Source organism: Paractinoplanes polyasparticus (assembly GCF_019710575.1).
GTDB lineage: Bacteria > Actinomycetota > Actinomycetes > Mycobacteriales > Micromonosporaceae > Actinoplanes > Actinoplanes polyasparticus.
In genome coordinates this window covers 115,906-134,864 of record NZ_JAHWFK010000023.1, presented here as the reverse complement: position 1 = coordinate 134,864, position 18,959 = coordinate 115,906, and the positions used below count along the sequence as shown (strand labels likewise).

The following is an 18,959-nucleotide window of genomic DNA, read 5'->3' as shown; positions in this document are numbered from 1 at the left end:
GCGGGCTCCCGTAACCGGTTCCGTCCTGGAAGACTCCGGGTTGTTCGTGTTTCGATGACCGTGCCACCGCGGTCGTGACGACCGGAGGCGCACGTGCCCGCAGACATCCCGTACCGGGATGAGTCCCTGACCGTCGACGAACGTGTCGACGACCTGCTGAGCAGGATGACTCTGCCCGAAAAGGTGGGTCAGATGCTCCAGCTGGATGCCCGGGGCGACGTGAAAGAGATCGTCAGCGAGAAGCTGGCGGGCTCGATCCTGCACACCTCGCCGGCCAAGATGCTCGAGGCGATCGACCTCGTCGCCAAGACCCGGCTGCAGATCCCGCTGCTCACCGCGGAGGACTGCATCCACGGCCACTCGTTCTGGCCGGGAGCGACGATCTTCCCGACCCAGCTCGGCATGGCCGCGAGCTGGGACGCCGACCTGATCGAACGGGTCGCCCGGGTCACCGCCGTCGAGGTGGCGGCGACCGGCATCCACTGGACCTTCTCCCCCGTCCTGTGCATCACGCGCGACCTGCGCTGGGGCCGGGTCGACGAGACGTTCGGCGAGGATCCGTTCCTGATCGGCGAGTTCGGCTCGGCGATGATCCGCGGCTACCAGGGCGGCGGCCTCGACGACCCGACCGCGATCCTGGCCACCGCGAAGCACTTCGCCGGCTACTCCGAGACCCAGGGCGGCCGCGACGCCAGCGAGGCCGACATCAGCCCGCGCAAGCTGCGCTCCTGGTTCCTGCCGCCGTTCGAGCGGGTCGCCAAGGAAGGCTGCCGGGTGTTCATGCTCGGCTACCAGTCGATGGACGGCGTTCCCATCACCGCCAACAAGTGGCTGCTCAACGACGTCCTCAAACAGGAGTGGGGCTTCACCGGCACCCTCGTCACCGACTGGGACAACGTCGGCCGCATGGTCTGGGAACAGAAGGTCTGCGCCGACTACGCCGAGGCCGCCGCGGTCGCCGTGCAGGCCGGCAACGACCTGGTCATGGTCACTCCCGGCTTCTTCGAGGGCGCTCAGGAGGCGGTCGAGCGCGGCCTGCTCCGCGAGGAGGAGATCGACCAGGCCGTACGCCGGATCCTGCGCCTCAAGTTCGAGCTGGGTCTCTTCGAGAACCCGCGCGCCCCCGACCCGGCCCGCCAGCGGGAAGTGATCGGGGCGGCCGAGCACGCCGAGCTCAACCTCGAGGTCGCCCGCCGCTCGCTGGTCCTGCTCAAGAACGACGGCGTGCTGCCGGTCGAACCGGCCGGCAAGTTCCGTCGCATCGCCGTCGTCGGGCCCAACGCCGACAGCGTCTCGGCCCAGCTCGGCGACTGGGCCGGCGACTCGGGCCAGGTCGACTGGATGCCCGACGGCCACCCGCGCGAGCTGACCGAGACGGTGCTCGACGGCTTCCGCGCCGTCGCCCCGGCCAACTGGGTGATCGAGCACGCCCGCGGCGCCGACATCGAGCGCCTGGTGCCCGACCCCGAGGGCGCCACCTATCCCGACGGCCAGCCGCGCCCGCCGATCTCGGTCGGCGCCCCGATCGACCGCCACTTGATCGACGTGGCCCGCGACAAGGCGGTCCGCTCGGACTACGCGGTGGTCGTGGTGGGCGACACGGTCAACCTGACCGGCGAGCACAAGTCGACGGCCACGCTCGAGCTCCAGGGCGGCCAGATCGCGCTGCTCGACGCCATCGCCGCCACCAAGACCCCGATGATCGTCGTGCTGGTCAACTCGAAGCCCACCGTTCTGCCGCCGTCGGCCCTGGGCGCGGCGGCGATCATCCAGGCCTTCAACCCGGGCATGCGGGGCGGCCGGGCGATCGCCGAGCTGATCCTCGGCCACATCGAGCCGAGCGGCCGGCTGCCGCTGTCGGTGGCGCGGCACGTCGGCCAGCAGCCGGTCTACTACAACACCATCCGCGGTCAGCACGGCAGCCGCTACGCCGACCTCACGCAGGATCCGCTGTTCGCCTTCGGCGAGGGCCTGAGCTACACGACCTTGACGTACGGGGATCTGACGGTCACCACGCCGTCGGTGCCGGCCGACGAGGTCGTGCGGGCGACGGTCACGCTCACCAACAGCGGCGCCCGGCCCGCGCTCGAGACCGTGCAGGCGTACATCAGCGACCTGGTCACGTCGGTGACCTGGGCCGGCCGCGAGCTCAAGGCGTACCGCCAGGTCGAGGTGCCGGCCGGCGAGACCGTCACCGTCGAGCTCGAGCTGCCGGCGTCGGCGTGCTCGCTGGTCACCGCGGACGGCCGGCGCATCGTCGAGCCGGGCGACTTCGAGCTGCTGGTCGGGCCGAGCTCCCGCGAGCGCGACCTGCTGCGGGCGCCGTTCCGGATCGTCAGTCAGTGACGTGGTGGGCGGCGGCCAAGGGCTTCAGGGCAAAACCTAATTTGCGGTACGTGGCCACGGCCGCGACATTCCAGTAGTCGGCGAGCAACGCGACCCGGTACCGGCCGGTCAGCAGCTCACCCGTCACGAAGGCGCACAGCGTCGCCGCCCGTCCCCGACCACGCTGGTCGGATCGGGTGGCGACGCCGCCCATGAGGCCGATCCGCGGGCTCGACCAGGCGTCGGCGGCCACCACGGCCAGGGCGCCGGCCTCGTCGCGCTGACCGGCCCACCTCGTCACGCCCGGAGCGCCGGGACGGGCGTACGAGTCGGGAAAGTCCTTTTCCAGCAGCGCCTCGACTTCGGGCAGATCGTCGTCGGTGAGCCATTCGCCGCGACCGCCCGCGGGCGCTGTGGCCGTCTCCATCCACGCGAAACGGCCTGCGACCGATATTGCGGGCAGTAGCTCCGCGGTCTCGACGACGGTGGTCTCGTTGCCGAACGGGCGGTAGCTCGGGCCGACCTCGGGCATCACCCGGCTCAGCAGCCCCGCGAGGGCGCCCGGCTCGCCGTGGATGGCCAGCCGGTCATGGCGGGACAGGGCCGGGACGGCGACCACCGCCGCGCGGGGCTCGATCCAGATCCGTACGCCGGGCCGATCGCCTGCCCACCGCATGAAGGAGTCGTCCTCGGTGGCGGCGGCCAGATCATCGATGCTGGGCACGATCCCATCATGGCGTTGACACGGACTGGCATCGTCGGTCGGGTGCCGATCATCAGCCGCCGCCGCCTGCTCCGCCTCGCGGTTCTGGCCGTCGTCCTGACCGTAGCCGTGGGCGGGCTGACCTCCGCCGGCGGCGAACTGTGGACCCGCGCCGCCGCCCAGGGCCACGTCTACAGCGAGGCCGACGTGCCCGCGGCGCCGGTCGCGCTGGTGCTCGGGGCCGAGGTGTACCCCGACGGCTCGCCCTCGCCTTTCCTGGCCGCCCGCCTCGACATCGCCCGGCGCCTGCTCGACGCGGGCAAGGTCAAGGCGATCCTGGTCTCCGGCGACCACAGCCGCTGGGAGTACGACGAGCCCGGCATGTCGGAGGTCTACCTGGTGGCCCGGGGTGTGCCGGCGTCGCGGGTCGCCCTCGACTACGCCGGCTTCGACACCTACGACTCGTGTGCCCGGGCCGGCCGCATCTTCGGCGTCCGCCAGGCCATCGTCGTCACCCAGACCTACCACCTGGACCGCGCGGTGGCCCTGTGCCGCAGCCAGGGCATCGAAGCCACCGGCGTCGGCGACGACTCCGTCAAAATTTACCAAGAACCGTGGCGCAACTCCGTGATCCGCGAACGCGGCGCCATCGTCAAGGCCGTGACCGACGTCATCTCCCACCGCGACCCCGTCTTCCTGGGCCGCCAGGAGACAACAGTCCACGACGCCGTCGCCGCCCCCTGACCTGACGGTCGACTTCGGTGGCGGGCGGATGTTCTTGCGGGAGCTCCACGCGATGGAGCGGAGAACGCTCGCCGGACGGATCGAGCAACGGGACTTTCCCGCGGCTTCCGCTCCCATGCTGGGCACCATAGCGTGGCGGCATGGCGGGGGATGAAGCACGGCGGCCCGAACTGGATGCGATCCGGCTTGTGGTTGTTCTGGGACTGGTGTTCTTTCACAGTGCGCTCGTGTTCGACGAGCGCGACGACTTCTACGTCAAGAATGCGCAGACGACCGAGGCCGTGACCTGGGTGGCCGGGCTGGGCGTGGTGTGGGCGATGCCGGCGCTGTTCCTGATCGCGGGATTCGGGGCGTGGCATTCGATGCAGCGCCGGGGCAGCGGTGGCTTCGTCCGGGAAAGGTTGCTGCGCCTCGGGGTTCCGCTGGTCTTCGCGACGCTGACCCTCGTTCCGGTGCCGCAATGGCTGCGGTTGAAGGCGGCCGACCCGGGCTACGACGAGTCGTATCCCCGGTTTCTGCTGCACTTCCTCGACGTCCACCTGAGCCTGGCCGACTTCCCGTTCCTGGTGCAGGGTGACTATTTCGAGAGCGGGCATCTGTGGTTCGTCGTGCTGTTGCTGACGTTCTCGCTGATCCTGGCTCTGATGGCGCGATGGCTGCCGGTCGCACGGCTGGGCTTCGTGTCCCGCCGGGGTGTGCTGCTGGTGCTCCCGGCCATTCCGCTGATCGTCGTCGGCGCCCTGCTGGGCATGGAGGAAGCGTTCGCGGGATGGAGCCGCTGGGCCTACCTGCTGCTGTTTCTGTACGGCTTCGTCCTCGCCGGTGACGACCGCTTCCGTACGGGAATGCGCCGCGACGCCAAACCGGCCGCCATCATCGGTTTCTTGTTGTTCGGCGCCTCCGGCGCGCTGCTCGGCTCGGCCGACGGCGAACCGTTCACCGACATGACGGCCCACGCGATCGCCGCCCGAGTCGTCTTCGCCGCCGCCGGCTGGTGCTGGCTCGTCGCCATCCTGGGCTTGCTCGACCGCGGCCCCGAAAAGGCCGCCACCCCAAGTGAAAACGCCGGCCCTCGCCGATCGGTCGCGGTGCAGGAACGACGCACCTACGCCTATCTGGCGACCGCAGCCCTACCGCTCTACATCCTCCACCAGCCGATCGTCGTCACGGTGGCCTACTTCGCCGTCCGGTGGAACGCCCCGATGCTGGTGAAGTACCTGGCGATAGTCGCGCTCTCGTTCGCCATCATGTTCGCCGTCTACGACCTGCTGGTCCGCCGAACCGCCCCCACCCGCTTCCTTTTCGGCGTGCGCTGAAATGCGAACCGGTCTGCATGAGGACTTGTCGTTCTACGTCGCCTGACGTTGCCAGTTGCGGAAAACGAAGCGGTGCACCGACTTCAGGCCCACCCAGAGCGCCGGGTAGAGCAGACCCGCGAACCGGTGGCGTACGGAAACCGTTGTCGTACGGGTGATCCGGGTGCCCGAGCCCTCCGGCGTCAGTTCGAACGTGTCGCCCAGGCGGTCGACGAAGCGGTCGAAGCAGAGGTCGGTCTCTTCCATGTGGAAGGCGAGCCGGGCCGGCGGCTCCCAGACGTCGATGCGCTGGCGGATGGTGCCCTGCTCGGAGACACACTGCCGGGCCGCGCCCACTTGGCCCGAACCCTCGGGGAGCCGGCACTCGGCGGGTCGAGGCGTGCCGAGGTAGAAAACCGGGCAGCGCGGGGTCAGCTCGATGCGCGAGTCACACAGCGCGGGCCACATCTCGGCCGGGCTCTGCGGCACGCTCCACCGCGTACGCACCATCATGACGCGACTCTAACCGGGCATGCCAAGACATAGATGAGCGTGGACATCTCGACGTTCGAGGACCAGAGTGGACGGCATGGCCACATCGAGTCGGCGTGCGTTTCTGACGGTGTCCGCGGCGGCTGCAGCAGCTCCGCTGGTCGCTCCGAGCGGGGCCCGGGCCGGGGCGGTTCCCCAGGGCGAGCTGAAGGCGATCCTGCGCGAGATCGAGCCCGAACGGGTCGAGGCCATCGTCCGCAAGCTGGTCTCGTTCGGCACCCGGCACACCCTTTCCAGCCAGGACGATCCGGTGCGCGGCATCGGGGCGGCGCGCGACTGGATCTTCGCCGAGCTGCAGCGGTACGCGGCGGCCTCCGGCGGCCGGATGACGGTCGAGTTGCAGTCGTTCGTGCAGCCGGTCTCGCCGCGCATCCCGGCGCCGACCACGATCACCAACGTGGTCGCCACGCTGCGCGGCAGTGTCACGCCGGAACGGATCTACGTGGTGACCGGGCACTACGACTCGCGTGTGACCGACGTGATGGACGCGGTCAAGGACGCGCCGGGCGCCGACGACGACGCGTCCGGAGTCGCCGTGATCATGGAGTTGGCGCGGGTGCTGGCCACCCGCCGTCCCGAGGCGACCATCGTGTTCGCGGCCGTGGCCGGCGAGGAACAGGGGCTGTACGGCTCCGACCACCTGGCCCAGTCCTACAAAGACCAGGGCGCCGACATCCAGGCCATGTTCAGCAACGACATCGTCGGCACGGGCGACGCCCACGACGGCACCCGGCCCGCCAACCGGTCGGTGCGGCTCTTCGTCGAGGGCGTGCCCACCTCGGAGACGGCAGCCGAGGCGACCACCCGCAAGAGCGTCGGCGGCGAGAACGACGGGCCGTCCCGCCAGCTCGGGCGGTTCGTGGCCGACCTGCGGACCGACCTCGACGTACGTCTCATCTGGCGCCGTGACCGCTATCTGCGCGGCAGTGACCACATCTCGTTCCTGCTCCGCGGCTATCCGGCGGCCCGATTCACCGAACCGCGGGAGAACTTCGCCCACGAGCACCAGGACGTCCGCGTCGAGAACGGCGTCCAGTACGGCGACCTGGTCGAATTCTGCGACTTCGGGTACATCGCCCGGGTGGCCCGAACCAACGCCTCCGTACTCTGGTCGCTCGCCCAGGCCCCGGGCACGCCGAAAGGCCTGGTCATCGACACAACCCAGCTCACCAACGCCACCACGCTGCGCTGGCAGCTCGGCGCCGAGCCCGACCTGGCCGGCTACGAGGTGGTGTGGCGCGAGACGACCGCCGCCGACTGGCAGCATTCGCGGGCCGTGGGCAAGGTCAGCGAGGTGACCATCGACCTCTCCAAGGACAACGTCTTCTTCGGCGTACGGGCGGTGGACGCCGACGGGCACCGCAGTCCGGCCGCCGCACCTCGCCCGTCCAGCTGATTTCGCAATCCCGTCAGCGGACACGCGGGGTGGTTCCCCGGTGCGACGATGATGACCATGACCTTGGAACACACGGTCCGGCTGCGCTTCGGGGACAAGTCGCGCGCCGCGGCGACACACACCAACCTCTCCGCCGTACGCCTCGACGGTCCCGTCCTGTGGATCGCGGGCGACGAGACGGCGACCGTGGAACGGCTGGTCGCCGACGACCCGGCCCGGCCCACCGAGTTCGGCGACGAGACGACGTACAGCCTGGGCGATTTCATCAGCCTGCCGGGCACCGACATCGAGGAGGAGGCCGACGTCGAAGGGCTGGCCCGGTCCGGGTCGTTCCTGTGGGCGATCGGCTCGCACAGCCTGCGCCGCAAGCAGATCAAGCAGCGGCACGAGGGGGCGAAGGCGCTCAAGCGGCTGGCGCGCATCGAGGGGCAGGAGAATCGCCAGATTCTCGTACGGCTCCCGATCGCCGACGTGGACGGGCTACCCACCCCCGTACGGGAAATCGAGATCGACGGCGAGAAGCACTACGCCGCCGCCCTGGGCGGCCAGGACGACCTGCGCCGCCTGCTTCGCCGCGACGAGCACCTGGCGCCGTTCCTGCCGATCCCGGGCAAGGACAACGGGCTCGACATCGAGGGCATCGCGGTCAGCGGCGACCGGATCTACCTGGGCCTGCGCGGGCCGGTGCTGCGCGGCTGGGCGTTCGTGCTGGAGCTGCGGCCCTACATCGACCCCGACGAGCCCGACCGGCTGCGGCTGCACGAGTTTGCGGACGGCTTCACCTACCGCAAGCACGTGCTGAAGCTCGACGGCCTGGGCGTCCGCGACCTCTGCCCCGACGGCGACGACCTGCTGATCCTGGCCGGCCCGACGATGGACCTGGACGGCCCGGTGCGGGTCTACCGCTGGCACGGCGCAGCCCGGTCCGAGCAGCCGACGATCGTGCGGGGCGACCTGATCAGCCGGGTGCTCGAACTGACGTACGGCGAGGGCGACGACCACGCGGAAGGCATCAGCAGATACGGCGAAGGCCGCCTGCTGGTCGTCTACGACAGCCCGGCCGCAGTCCGCCTGACCGACGACGACGCCGTGATCGCCGACGTCGTCCGCATGCCGACCGGCAGAGTCAACAGGACCGGCCGCGGCTTCCTCGCCGGCCAACGTGCCGAAGCCGACGAATGGGGATTTGATCCATCACGCTAGGTGCCTGCTCTTCGTCACTCCTGTCGTCCATTCGCCACGCCGGCTCGGCCTGTTGGCGCCGACGCCTGTCAGAAGAAGCCCGGAGCCTCGACCGGAAGCCCTTCCGCCCGGGCGACCTCGATCATCCGTTTGTCGTAGGTGATCAGCGTGTCCAGAGAATCGCCGAGAACCTGCGCGCTGGCCACGTGGATGGCATCGAGCGTCCGGAGGGCGCCCGGCAGCTGGGCTGCCGCATCGCGGACCTCTTCGGTCAGCAGAATCTCCGTGAAGCGGCCGACGAGGTCACGCATGAGGCTGGGGTAGTCGCCGATACGGTCCATGGTGCGGACGGTCTCGACGAAGCCGAGGGTACTTGTGGCCATCGGCATCCCCGGCCGGGCGCTCAGGAACTGGCGCAGTTCCTCGGCATAGGTCCGCCTCGAAATGAGGGTGACGAGGGCGGAAGCATCCAGATAGATCAACGGTCGTCCTCGGCTCGGGCGTCCAGCAGGATGTCGAGCGGTGAGACGCCGGCTGGAACGTCGTAGGACGGCATCTGGTCGAGGTCGGCTGTCGTGGTGGCCTTGAGCCGGATCAGCCCCTTGGCGACCAGAGGAGAATAGCGGCCCAAGCCACTTGCCCCGGGCAACAGCACAGCGATGACCTTGCCGTGACGAGTCACCTCGATCGTCTCGCCCTGCTCGACGCGGTTGAACATCGCGCTCGGGTTGTAGGAGAACTCCCGGACGGAAACTGAACTCATCGACGACCTCCTCGGCCATATCCCTACAGTCGGCAATGTTGACACCCGGCAATGTACCTACACCCGGCGAAGTGTAGGTACATCTTAGTCCGATCACTCGCGGGCGGCCAGCAGGCTCACTGGCGGGTGGCGGGTGGCCGACCAGGACGTGATCAGGCTGGTCGCGCCGGTGACGGTCAGGGCGATCGCGGCTACTGCGGCGAACAGGGGCCAGGGCAGGTCGAGGGTGGCGGCACCGGTCACGGCCGAGGTGGTGGCGAGCACCGCGAAGAAGGCGGCCGACGCGGCTACGGCGCCCAGGACCAGGGCGGCGGCGGTCACCGCGTACGCCTCGAGCAGGGCCGACCGGACGACCTGGGCGCGGGTCAGACCGGTCACGCGGGCCTCGGCGAACTCGCGGCGGCGGGTGGCGGCGCCGATGACGATCGAGTTGATCACGCCGATCAGCGCGTAGAGGCCGCCCAGGCCGAGCACGATCAGCATGACCTTGTTGGTGGTCGAGCTGCGTTGTTCGGCGTCCGCGCGCAGCCAGTCGCCGGCGGTGTTCACCGGGCCCAGGCGGGCGAGTTCGGCCCGTACGGCGGCCGGGTCAGCGCCCGGCTCGAGCGCCACGAACGAGCGGGTAGGGGCCTGTGCCAGTGCGGCCGCGGGCACCAGACCGGGTGGCAGCAGCAGGCTCGCGCCGCCGCTCATCCGCTCGGGGACTGCGGCCACCACCGGCAGCTGACCGAGGTCGGCCCCCGGCAGCCGGACGCTCACCCGGCCGCGGGCGGGCACCTCACCGCCGGGGCCCCGGGCCACCGCCCGGCCGCTCAGCTCGACCGCCGTTCCGTGCACCGCCGCGTACGCCCGGGGGTCGATCACCAGCGCGTCGAGCGCTGTCGTCTCCCGCTCGTCGCCCGACCCGACCGTGACGTCGGCGAGCAGTGCGGTCTCGGCGGACACGGTGGCCACACCCGGCACCGCTCCGGCCGGCACCGGCGCCTCCACCACGAAGTCGGCGTGGGTCGAGCGGGCCAGTTCGTCGACGCCGCTCGCCGTGAACGAGCTCCCGGCGCCGGTGTTACCCACGACCAGGGCGACCAGCACGATCAGCGGCGCCGCCACCGAGGCCGACCGCCGGCGGGCATCGCGCACGTTCGCCCGGGCCAGCGACCCGAGCACTCCGCCCCCGAACGGCACCAACCGGGCCAGCACCGGAACCAGCAACGGCCCGAACGCCACCATCGCCACTGCAGCCGGCATGGCCACGTTCATCGCCATCGCCTGGCCGCCGGCCGGACCGCCGTGCGGGGCCACGATGACCAGCGCCAGCGCGCCGGCGAAGAAGAACAGCCCGGCCACCCAGCGCCCGGCCGTCATCACCCGGGCCGCCGCGCCGCTCTCGCGCAACGCCTCCAGCGGCCGCACCCGGGCCGCCCGCCGCGCCGCGACCAGCACACCGGCCACCGCGAGCAGGATGCCCGTGCCGAACGAGACGCCGAGGATCCACATCCGCCACTCGCCGGTGAACCCCGGCGGCACGAACTCGAACCGGCGCATCAGCCACGTCTGCACCGCCATCACCCCCAGCCCCGCCGGCACGCCGAACCCGGCGCCGGTCAGGCCCAGCAGCAACGCCTCACCCAGCAACAGCCGGCGTACCTGACCGCGGCTGCCGCCGACCAGCCGCAGCAGGGCCAGGTCGCGGCGGCGCTGGTCGACGGTGAAGGCGAACGTCGAACTGATGACGAAGCCGGCCAGGAAGACCGATCCGCCCAGCACGACGCCCAGCATCGGCACTGCGGCATCGTCCGAGCTCTGCCCCGCGGCCGAGATCAGCAACAGCAGCGAAGATTGCACGAGCGCCACCCCGAGAGCTACCGACAGCAGCGCGCCCACGAACAGCGTCCAACGTTCGGCCAGTCCGGCCCGGCTCATCCCCAGCATCTCAGCGCTCCCAGGCCCCGAGCCGGTCGGCCACCCCGCGCGCGTCGGCTCCGGCCAGCCGGTCGACCACCCGGCCGTCACGCAGGAAAACCACCGCGTCGGCCCGGGCCGCGGCGCCCGGGTCGTGCGTGACCATCACGATGCTCTGCCCGGCGTCGGCCATCGCGCGCAGCAGGTCGAGCACCGTGCGGGCGGCCGTGGAATCGAGAGCGCCGGTGGGCTCGTCGGCGAAGAGCACCTCGGGGCCGGTCACCATGGCCCGCGCGATCGCCACCCGCTGCTGCTGCCCGCCGGACAACTCACGGGGCTTGTGCCGGGCGCGGTCGGCCAGGCCGACGGCGTCGAGCGTCGCGCGGACAACCGACCGGGACGGGCGCTTGCCGGCCAGCCGCAGCGGCAACGCCACGTTCTGCTCGGCGGTCAGCGCGCCGATGAGGTTGAAACTCTGGAACACGAACCCGATCCGGGTGCGCCGCAACGCGGTCAGCTCGGCGTCGCCGGCCGAGGTCAGTTCGGTGTCCCCGAGCAGCACCCGCCCGCCGTCGACCCGCTCGAGCCCGGCCGCGCAGTGCAACAGCGTCGACTTGCCCGAACCGGAGGGGCCCATCACCGCCGTCCAGCCGCCCCGCGGAAAATCGAGCGTCACGTCGTCGACGGCCCGGACCGCCGCCGGCCCCCGGCCGAACACCCGGCTGACCCCGTGCAGCGCCACCGCGGCCGGGGCCATCGTCATAGTCGTCATGCTGTAGAACGCTATTTTCGAGGCTGCTGCGAGTCGCTACGGCCAACCACCCAGTTCGGGGTGGTGCTAGCACCTCTACCGCTTTGAGTGCGGCTACTCAGGCCCCGCGCCCCCGCCGGTTCATAGGGTCGTATCCATGTCAACGAGACGAAAGCTCGCCTGGGCGGGCAGCATTCTGGTGCTGGGCGCGGCGGTCACCTTCTTTCTGGTACGGGACCCGCTGAACCGGCCGGGCAGTCATCAGGTCGAGGTGTACGCGTTGGACGACGCCATCTCGGGCGAGACCCAGGACCCGCCCGGCTTCCTGGGCCGGACCCTGGGCATGTGCGACGCCGACACCTTCTACGCCGAGGACGGCGACAAGAAGCTGTGCCTCGTACTCAACGGGCCGCTCGGCACAGTGCAGGCATCCCGCAAGAACGGCCAGGTCACTGTCGCTGCGGCCGACGTCCCCAAACTGCGGCAGCTCGCGGCCGGGGACACCGAGACGACGACCCTGGTGCTGATGACCGACGGCCCGGCCGCCCTGATCCCGGTCGCGGGCCTCACCGACGGGCACCCGGCGAGCGCCGCCGCACTCGGCTAGGGTCTGTTTCGCAGCTGGACCGCGCCGTAGCCCCGCCCCAGCTGCGAAACAGACCCTATCGCCGGCCCAGCGCCGGGCCGAGGTGGGTGGCGATGTCGGTGAGGATCTGGACGTAGTCGTCGTGTTCGAAGCTGAACGGCAAGGCGAACGCCACCTCATCGACCTCGCGGAACGCGGCGTGGGCGAGCAGCTGCCCGGCGATCTCGGCGGAGCTGCCGACAAAATCGCGCGAGAACAGCATGCGGGCCGGGCCTTGTGGCTCACGGGTGCGCGGGGTGCGCTTCTCGGCGTACGCCTGATATTTGGCTTTCTGCTCCGAAGTCGCCGAATCGGTGGGAATGACGACCAGGCCCTGGGACACGCGTGCCTGGTCACCCAGCGGGTGATGCCTGCGGAAGGCGCGGATGTGCGACAGCTGGATCTCGGCGAAGTCGCCGGCCTCCTCGGCCTTGACCACGCTGCTGGTCAGGAAGTTCATGCCGTGCTCGCCGGCCCACTGCGCCGACCGCAGGCTGGCCCCGCCGTACCACATCCGGTCGATCAGGCCGGGCGAGTGCGGCTCGACCCGCTCCGAGAACTCCTCGACGACGCCCTGCCGGCCGCTGAAGTCGCTGGCCTGGTCGCCGCGGACGAAACCGAGCAGCCGCTCGACCCGGCCGTAGCTGAAATCCTCGGCGTCGGCGGTATCGGGGTAGAGCGCTTCCTTCACGGTGTCGAAGTTCATCGGCGGGCCGACGCTGATCCCCGGGTTGAGCCGCCCGCCGGAAAGCACGTCGACGGTCGCGAGATCCTCGGCCAGGCGCAGCGGATTCTCCCAGCCGAGCGGGATCACGGCCGTGCCGAGCTCGATCTTCGACGTACGCTGCGAGGCCGCCGCCAGCACAGCCACGGGCGACGAGATGCCGTACTGAAGGTGCCGGTGCCGCACCCAGGCGCTGTCGAAGCCGAGCTGCTCCCCCAGCTGAATGATCCCGAGCGTGGACTCGTGGCCCGCCCGCGGATCGTCCCGCTCGAAGAGCCCGATGGTCAGGAACCCGAGTTTCCGCAGAGGTCGCACAGCCACCCACCCACCCTGCCACGAAAGATCGCCCCCAGGCCCGTGACGTTGCTGTCACTGCGCTCTGCCGTACGGTCGGCGGATGACGATCTCGGGAAGTGCCCTGGTGACGGGGGCCTCGCGTGGGCTCGGCGCACACCTCTGCCGGCGGTTGGCGGCGGACGGGTGGGCAGTGGCGGTCAACTACCGGTCCGACGGTGCGGGCGCGGCCAAGGTGGTCGCCGACATCGAGGGCGCGGGCGGGCGGGCCGCTGCCTTCCAGGCCGATGTGACCGACGAGGACGAGGTCGCCCGGCTGGTGGCCGAAGTCGAGGGTGCGCTCGGGCCCGTGCAGGTGGTGGTGGCCAACGCGACCGGCCCGCAGCCGGAGGTCAAGGCCGAGGAGACCACCTGGCAGGACCACCTCGACCAGCTGACCTTCTTTGTGAAGAGCCCGACCCTTTTGCTGCAGGCCACGTTGCCCCACATGCGACGGCTGGGCGGTGGCCGCTTCATCCACATCGGCTCCGACATGGTGGAGCGGGCGCTGCCGGGGTTCTCGGCCTACAACGCGGCCAAGGGGGCGCAGCTCGTTCTGGCCCGCACCTGGGCGCGCGAGCTGGGCGCCGACAACGTGACGGTCAATGTGGTCGCGCCGGGCTGGATCCCGGTGGAGCGGCACGGGGCGCTCACCGAGGCCGACACTGCGGGGTACGTGGCCGAGGTGCCGCTGCGCCGGATCGGCACCCCGCAGGAGATCGCCGACGTGGTGGCCTTCGTGGCGTCCGACGCGTCCCGCTTCGTGACCGGCGAGCGGATCACGGTCAACGGCGGTTTCACCACCGATTAGCCGGTTAATCTGCGGGAGTGCTGATCACAGTCGTCGCCGACTACGGCGTGGGAGATCTGGCCTTCGCCGAGGTGCGGCAACGGTTCGCGAAGCTGATGCCGCAGGCCGATGTCACCGCGGTGCCGGTGCCGGCGTTCGACACGGTCAGCGCCGGGTTCTGCGTCGCGCAACTCGCGCTCACCGACGGCCCGGCCGACCGTATCGTCTTCGCCAACGTGGCGCCGCGCGCCGACGAGGACGATCCGCGTCCCGACAACGCCGGCGAGCGTCTGGCCGCCGTCCGGCTCGATTCGGGTGTGCTCGTGGTGGGCGTGGCCTCCGGGGTGAGCCTGTCCTTTCTGGGCGCGAAGGTCCGGGCGGTCAAGGTGGCCGACGCCGGCTCCCAGTTCCGGTCGCGGGACGTGTTCCCGGCCGCTGTGGCCGCGCTGGCCCGCGGCGAAGACCTGCTCGGCGAGGAGCTGACGCTGCCGGATCCGCCCGGCAACGCGGTTGTCTACACCGACGGCTACGGCAATCTCAAGACGTCCTGGCACGAGCCGCCGGCCGAGCCGGACACGACCGTTTCCGTACGCATCGGGGACACCACCGCCGAGGCCGTGGTCAGCGACGGCGTCTTCACCGTGCCGGCCGGCGCCATGTCGTTCGCCCCGGGGAGCTCGGGCTGGGGCGTGCCGTTCTTCGAGCTGTTGCTGCGTGGGGGCCGCGCCGCCGACAGATTCGGCCGCCCCGCCTCCGGCACCCCCGTCGAGATCAGCCGTCAGTCCTAGGATCCGGCCCGGGTACAGTCGAGGCGCCGTCGGAAATCCGCCCATTCGATGGGGTGATGGCGACCATGAAGTGGTTCCTGCTGTTTGCGCTGCTGGTGATCGTGGTGGCAGTCGTCATCGCCGCTCGGCAGCGCGGCGAGGGGCGCTCGCCCGGGCGAACGGGATCGGACGCCGGCCGGTCGCGCACCGTGAAGTGTCTGCGATGCCACGGCACCGGCTGGGTCGGCCGGGAACCCGAGCGCACCCTCAACTTCACCGGCGACGGCTTCGAGGACAGACACGCGCCGGCCACCATGTGCTCCGCCTGTGGCGGCACCGGGACCGTCGAGCGGCGATGACGAGCCGGGCCCGTATTCGGGCCCGGCTCGATGCGACCGATGCTTACGCGCCGCGGAGGGTGGCTCCGTAGCGGGCAGACACCGCCGCCACGGCCGCGTCGCGCGCCGAGAGAGTCTCCTCGGTGGTGAGCGTGCGGTCGGGGGCGCGGAACGTCAGCTTGTAAGCGAGCGACTTCTTGTCCTCCCCCAGCTGGTCCGACTCGTACAGGTCGAACAGCGACACCGACTCGAGCAGCTCGCCCGCCCCGCCGGCCAGCGTCTGCTGGACAGCAGCGGCCGGCACGTCGCGGCCGACGATCAGCGCCACGTCGATCAGGGCCGGCGGGAACGACGAGATCCGCCGGGCCTGGGTGACCGGGGGCAGCGGCAGCGCGTCCAGGTCGAGCTCGGCCACGCTGGTGCGCTTGGGCAGCTCGTACGCGGAGACGACGGCCGGGTGCAGCTCCCCCGCGTGACCGACCACGGCGTCGTCGACGGCGATCGCCGCGCAGCGGCCCGGGTGCCACGGCGCGAGTTCGGCCGCGCTCACACTGATCCGGTCGGGGGTGACGCCGGCCGCGGACAGCGCGATCCGGACAGCTTCGACCGCGTCGGCCCAGGACGCGGGCCGGCCCGCACCCCACCAGCCGGCCGGCTCGGCGTCGCCGGTCAGCGCGACCGCCAGGTGCCAGGGCTGGTCGGGCACGATCGCGTTGGCGGCGTCCCACTCGTCGCCGGTCGGGCGGCGGTCGACACCCATCGCCGGCGGGGCGGCCTGGGCCAGGCGCGGCAGGAACACCGTGCCCGTCTCGAACAGCGCCAGGTCGCGGTGACCCCGGCCCAGGTTGCGCTTGAGCGTGCCCAGCAGGGTGGGCAGCAGCGACGTGCGCAGCAGCGGCTCCTGCTCGGAGAGCGGGTTGGTGAGCCGCACGGCGCTGCGCCGCGGGTCGTCGGCCGGGTAGCCGAGCTGGTCGGCCGCCGCCGGCGCCACGAACGGGTACGACAAGACCTCGACGTAGCCGTTCTCGGCCAGCGCCCGGCCCACCGTGCGCCGCCGCCGCTGCTGCGGGGTGATGCCGCTGCCGCCCCGGGCCGGGGGCAGCAGCGACGGAATGTCGTTGTAGCCGCCGAGCCGGGCCACCTCTTCGACCAGGTCGATCGGGGCCTGCAGGTCGGGACGCCAGGTCGGCGGGGTGACCTCGAGCGGGGACACGCCGGTGACCGTGCAGCCGACCTGGGACAGCAGGGCGGTCACCTGCTCGGTGTCGTAGGCCAACCCGATCCGGCGCGCGGGCAGGGCCGGGTCGAGCGCGATCGGGGCCGGGGCGATCACGTGGTCGAGGTCGAGCACCCGCTCGTCGGCCGTGCCGCCGGCGTGCCCGGTCAGGATCTGCACCGCCCGCTCGAGCGCGACCAGGGTGAGCTGCGGGTCGACCCCGCGCTCCCACCGCTTGGCGGCCTCGCTGAACAGCTTGTGGCGGCGGGCCGTCCGGCCGACCATCACCGGGTCCCAGTGGGCGGCCTCGAGCAGCACGTCGACCGTGCCGGGCTGCCACTCGCTGGTCTCGCCGCCCATGACCGCGGCCAGCGAGATCGGGCCGGTGTCGTCGCAGATGACCATGTCTTCGGCGTCGAGCACGCGGGCCACGCCGTCGAGCGTGGTCAGCTTCTCGCCGGGCCGGGCACGGCGTACGACCAGGCCGCCGCTGAGCCGGTTGAGGTCGAACACGTGCATCGGCTGGCCGAGCTCGAGCATCAGGTAGTTGGTGATGTCGACCGGCAGCGAGATCGTGCGGATGCCCGCGGCGACCAGGCGCTGCTGCATCCACAGCGGCGAGGACGCGTTCGGGTCGATGCCGCGCACGACGCGGGCCGAGAACCGGTCGCAGCCGACGGTGTCCTCGAGCTTCACCTCGTACGGGACCTCGGCCGTGCCGCCGGGGGCGGTGACGATCGAGGCCGGGTCGGTGTAGGCGGCGTCGAACGCATACGACAGCTCGCGGGCCAGGCCGCGCAGGCTCATCTCGTACCCGCGGTCGGGGGTGATCTCGACCTCGACCAGCACGTCGGCCAGCCCCACGACGGGACGCGCGTCGTCGCCGGGCTTCGCGGCGCCGGGCGACAGCACGATGATGCCGTCGTGGTCCCCGCTCAGGCCCAGTTCAGCCGCCGAGCAGATCATGCCGTTCGAATTGCGGCCGTACGTCTTCCGGGCGCCGATCTTGAAACCGCCGGGCAGCTCGCCGCCGGGCAGGATGACCGGGACCAGGTCGCCCTCGCTGAAGTTGCGGGCGCCGCAGACGATCTCCTGCGGCTCGGCCCGGCCCACGTCGACGGTGGTGAAACGGATCGGCTTCTTGAACCCGGTGAGCTCCTCGATGGTGAGCACCCGGCCCACCACGAGGTCGCCGGTGACGGTGGCGGCCTGGTCGACGATCGACTCGACCTCCATGCCCGCGTTGGTCAGGGCGTCGTCGAGTTCCTGGGCGGTGAGGCCGGCCGGCAGCTCGACGAATTCCCGCAGCCACGACAGTGACGTCTTCATGCTGAGCCTCCTGGGCGTGGGCTCGTGGCCCTCGTGCCGATCTGACGGGGAGCGCGCATCTCGCGCTCGGTGCGCTCGCTCACGCCGATCAGACCTCCATTCCGAAGTTCGCGGTGAACCGCACGTCGCCCTCGACCATGTCGCGCATGTCGCTGACGCCGTTGCGGAACATCAGGGTGCGCTCGACGCCCATGCCGAACGCGAAGCCCGAGTAGCGCTCGGGGTCGATGCCCGCGGCCACCAGCACCTTGGGGTTGACCATGCCGCAGCCGCCCCACTCGACCCAGCGCGGGCCGTCGCGGTGCTGGGCGAACCAGACGTCGAACTCGGCCGACGGCTCGGTGAACGGGAAGTAGTGCGGCCGCCAGCGGGTGCGCGCGTCGGGGCCGAACATCGCCTTGGCGAAGTGGTCGAGCGTGCCGCGCAGGTGGGCCATGGTGATGCCCTCGTCGACGACCAGGCCCTCGATCTGGTGGAAGACCGGGCTGTGGGTCGCGTCCAGCTCGTCGGAGCGGTAGGCGCGGCCGGGGCTGACCACATAGATCGGTGGTTGCCGGGTGAGCATCGTGCGCACCTGGCCGGGCGAGGTGTGCGTGCGCATCACCAGGCCGGGCAGGTCGACATAGAACGTGTCCATCGACCCGCGGACGGCGTTGTCGGGCCCGATGTTGAGGGCGTCGAAGTTGGCCCACTCCAGTTCGAGCTCGGGGCCCTCGACGATGTCGTAGCCCATGCCGGCGAACAGGTCGCCCATGTGCTCCATCAACGTGGTCAGCGGGTGGCGGGCGCCGCGCGGGCGCCTGTCCCACGGCAGGGTGACGTCGACCCGCTCCTCGACGAGCACGCGGGCGGCGCGCTCGATCTCGAGTTCGGCCTGGCGTGAGTCGTACGCGCCCTGCACGGACTGCCGGGCCAGATTGACGCGCTTGCCGGCGTCGGACTTGGCGGCCGGCGGCAGCGAGCCGATCTCACGCCGGGCCAGCGAGACGGGCCCGCGGTCGCCGAGGTGGACGGACTTCAGCGCGGCCAGCTCGTCCAGGTCGGACGCGGCGTCGAAGGCCTTGCGGGCGTCGTCGACGGCGGCCTCGAGCGCGGCCGGGTCGAGCAGGGCGGCCTGCTTGGGGTCGTACGGATCGTTGCGGTAGGACATGGTCTCCCTCACCTGAATGCCAACGGCAGTGTACGGAGGCACGGCTGGGCCGCAGCCCGCCGGTCAGGGAGTTGAGG

General features: G+C 71.1%; 18 protein-coding genes. 9 read left to right on the top strand and 9 right to left on the bottom strand.

The window, feature by feature from the left end; translation table 11 throughout:
- Window positions 1–93 precede the first annotated feature (93 nt).
- A complete protein-coding gene (locus KXC43_RS22460) occupies window positions 94–2,346 on the top strand; it encodes an exo-beta-d-1,3/1,6-glucosidase (RefSeq protein WP_221378085.1) in 2,253 nt (750 codons plus the stop codon).
- Here KXC43_RS22460 and KXC43_RS22455 read toward each other — a convergent pair.
- A complete protein-coding gene (locus tag KXC43_RS22455) occupies window positions 2,336–3,049 on the bottom strand; it encodes a GNAT family N-acetyltransferase (protein ID WP_308129191.1) in 714 nt (237 codons plus the stop codon). The genes KXC43_RS22460 and KXC43_RS22455 overlap by 11 nt on opposite strands.
- Window positions 3,050–3,058: 9 nt before the next feature.
- Between KXC43_RS22455 and KXC43_RS22450 the strand changes: the two genes are divergently transcribed.
- Window positions 3,059–3,772 carry a SanA/YdcF family protein gene (locus KXC43_RS22450; protein ID WP_221378084.1) on the top strand — a complete coding sequence of 238 codons (714 nt, stop codon included), beginning with the start codon at window positions 3,059–3,061 and terminating at the stop codon, window positions 3,770–3,772.
- Window positions 3,773–3,912: 140 nt separating this feature from the next.
- A complete protein-coding gene (locus tag KXC43_RS22445; RefSeq protein WP_221378083.1) occupies window positions 3,913–5,088 on the top strand; it encodes an acyltransferase family protein in 1,176 nt (391 codons plus the stop codon).
- 33 nt (window positions 5,089–5,121) lie between these two features.
- Here the strand turns inward: KXC43_RS22445 and KXC43_RS22440 are convergent, their stop codons facing one another.
- Window positions 5,122–5,580 carry an SRPBCC family protein gene (locus KXC43_RS22440; protein WP_221378082.1) on the bottom strand — a complete coding sequence of 153 codons (459 nt, stop codon included), beginning with the start codon at window positions 5,578–5,580 and terminating at the stop codon, window positions 5,122–5,124.
- A 76-nt stretch (window positions 5,581–5,656) separates the two neighbouring features.
- Here KXC43_RS22440 and KXC43_RS22435 point away from each other — a divergent pair, with 76 nt between their 5' ends.
- A complete protein-coding gene (locus KXC43_RS22435; RefSeq protein WP_221378081.1) occupies window positions 5,657–7,015 on the top strand; it encodes a M20/M25/M40 family metallo-hydrolase in 1,359 nt (452 codons plus the stop codon).
- A gap of 57 nt (window positions 7,016–7,072) precedes the next feature.
- Complete coding sequence (locus KXC43_RS22430) at window positions 7,073–8,218, top strand: DUF3616 domain-containing protein (RefSeq protein WP_221378080.1); 1,146 nt, start codon at window positions 7,073–7,075, stop codon at window positions 8,216–8,218.
- Window positions 8,219–8,286: 68 nt separating this feature from the next.
- Here the strand turns inward: KXC43_RS22430 and KXC43_RS22425 are convergent, their stop codons facing one another.
- The 4 genes from KXC43_RS22425 to KXC43_RS22410 all read right to left on the bottom strand — a co-directional run bounded on the left by KXC43_RS22425 (window position 8,287) and on the right by KXC43_RS22410 (window position 11,622).
- Window positions 8,287–8,679, bottom strand: a complete 393-nt coding sequence (locus KXC43_RS22425; RefSeq protein ID WP_221378079.1) for a type II toxin-antitoxin system VapC family toxin — start codon at window positions 8,677–8,679, stop codon at window positions 8,287–8,289.
- Complete coding sequence (locus KXC43_RS22420; protein WP_221378078.1) at window positions 8,676–8,960, bottom strand: type II toxin-antitoxin system Phd/YefM family antitoxin; 285 nt, start codon at window positions 8,958–8,960, stop codon at window positions 8,676–8,678. The genes KXC43_RS22425 and KXC43_RS22420 overlap by 4 nt, the downstream gene beginning before the upstream one ends.
- A gap of 93 nt (window positions 8,961–9,053) precedes the next feature.
- Window positions 9,054–10,880: an FtsX-like permease family protein gene (locus KXC43_RS22415; protein WP_255644564.1), complete on the bottom strand. Its 1,827-nt coding sequence runs from the start codon at window positions 10,878–10,880 to the stop codon at window positions 9,054–9,056.
- A gap of 10 nt (window positions 10,881–10,890) precedes the next feature.
- Window positions 10,891–11,622, bottom strand: a complete 732-nt coding sequence (locus KXC43_RS22410) for an ABC transporter ATP-binding protein (protein WP_221378163.1) — start codon at window positions 11,620–11,622, stop codon at window positions 10,891–10,893.
- 145 nt (window positions 11,623–11,767) lie between these two features.
- Between KXC43_RS22410 and KXC43_RS22405 the strand changes: the two genes are divergently transcribed.
- Window positions 11,768–12,217 carry a hypothetical protein gene (locus KXC43_RS22405; protein WP_221378076.1) on the top strand — a complete coding sequence of 150 codons (450 nt, stop codon included), beginning with the start codon at window positions 11,768–11,770 and terminating at the stop codon, window positions 12,215–12,217.
- 55 nt (window positions 12,218–12,272) lie between these two features.
- Here the strand turns inward: KXC43_RS22405 and KXC43_RS22400 are convergent, their stop codons facing one another.
- A complete protein-coding gene (locus tag KXC43_RS22400) occupies window positions 12,273–13,280 on the bottom strand; it encodes an LLM class flavin-dependent oxidoreductase (RefSeq protein ID WP_308129190.1) in 1,008 nt (335 codons plus the stop codon).
- Window positions 13,281–13,356: 76 nt separating this feature from the next.
- On the opposite strand from KXC43_RS22400, the gene KXC43_RS22395 reads away from it, so the two are divergent.
- The 3 genes from KXC43_RS22395 to KXC43_RS22385 are packed head-to-tail and all read left to right on the top strand — an operon-like array spanning window position 13,357 to window position 15,208.
- The gene (locus tag KXC43_RS22395; protein WP_221378075.1) at window positions 13,357–14,103 is read left to right on the top strand and encodes an SDR family oxidoreductase; all 747 of its coding nucleotides are present in this window, start codon (window positions 13,357–13,359) and stop codon (window positions 14,101–14,103) included.
- 17 nt (window positions 14,104–14,120) lie between these two features.
- Entirely contained in the window at window positions 14,121–14,870 is a 750-nt protein-coding gene (locus tag KXC43_RS22390; RefSeq protein WP_221378074.1) for an SAM hydrolase/SAM-dependent halogenase family protein, read from the top strand.
- 56 nt (window positions 14,871–14,926) lie between these two features.
- Entirely contained in the window at window positions 14,927–15,208 is a 282-nt protein-coding gene (locus KXC43_RS22385) for a hypothetical protein (RefSeq protein WP_221378073.1), read from the top strand.
- A gap of 43 nt (window positions 15,209–15,251) precedes the next feature.
- On the opposite strand, the gene pheT is transcribed toward KXC43_RS22385, so the two are convergent.
- Both pheT and pheS read right to left on the bottom strand, forming a co-directional pair.
- On the bottom strand, window positions 15,252–17,732 hold the full coding sequence (pheT, locus tag KXC43_RS22380; protein WP_221378072.1) for a phenylalanine--tRNA ligase subunit beta: 2,481 nt from the start codon (window positions 17,730–17,732) through the stop codon (window positions 15,252–15,254).
- Window positions 17,733–17,820: 88 nt separating this feature from the next.
- Entirely contained in the window at window positions 17,821–18,882 is a 1,062-nt protein-coding gene (gene pheS, locus KXC43_RS22375; RefSeq protein WP_221378071.1) for a phenylalanine--tRNA ligase subunit alpha, read from the bottom strand.
- Between the last annotated feature and the right edge of the window lie 77 nt (window positions 18,883–18,959).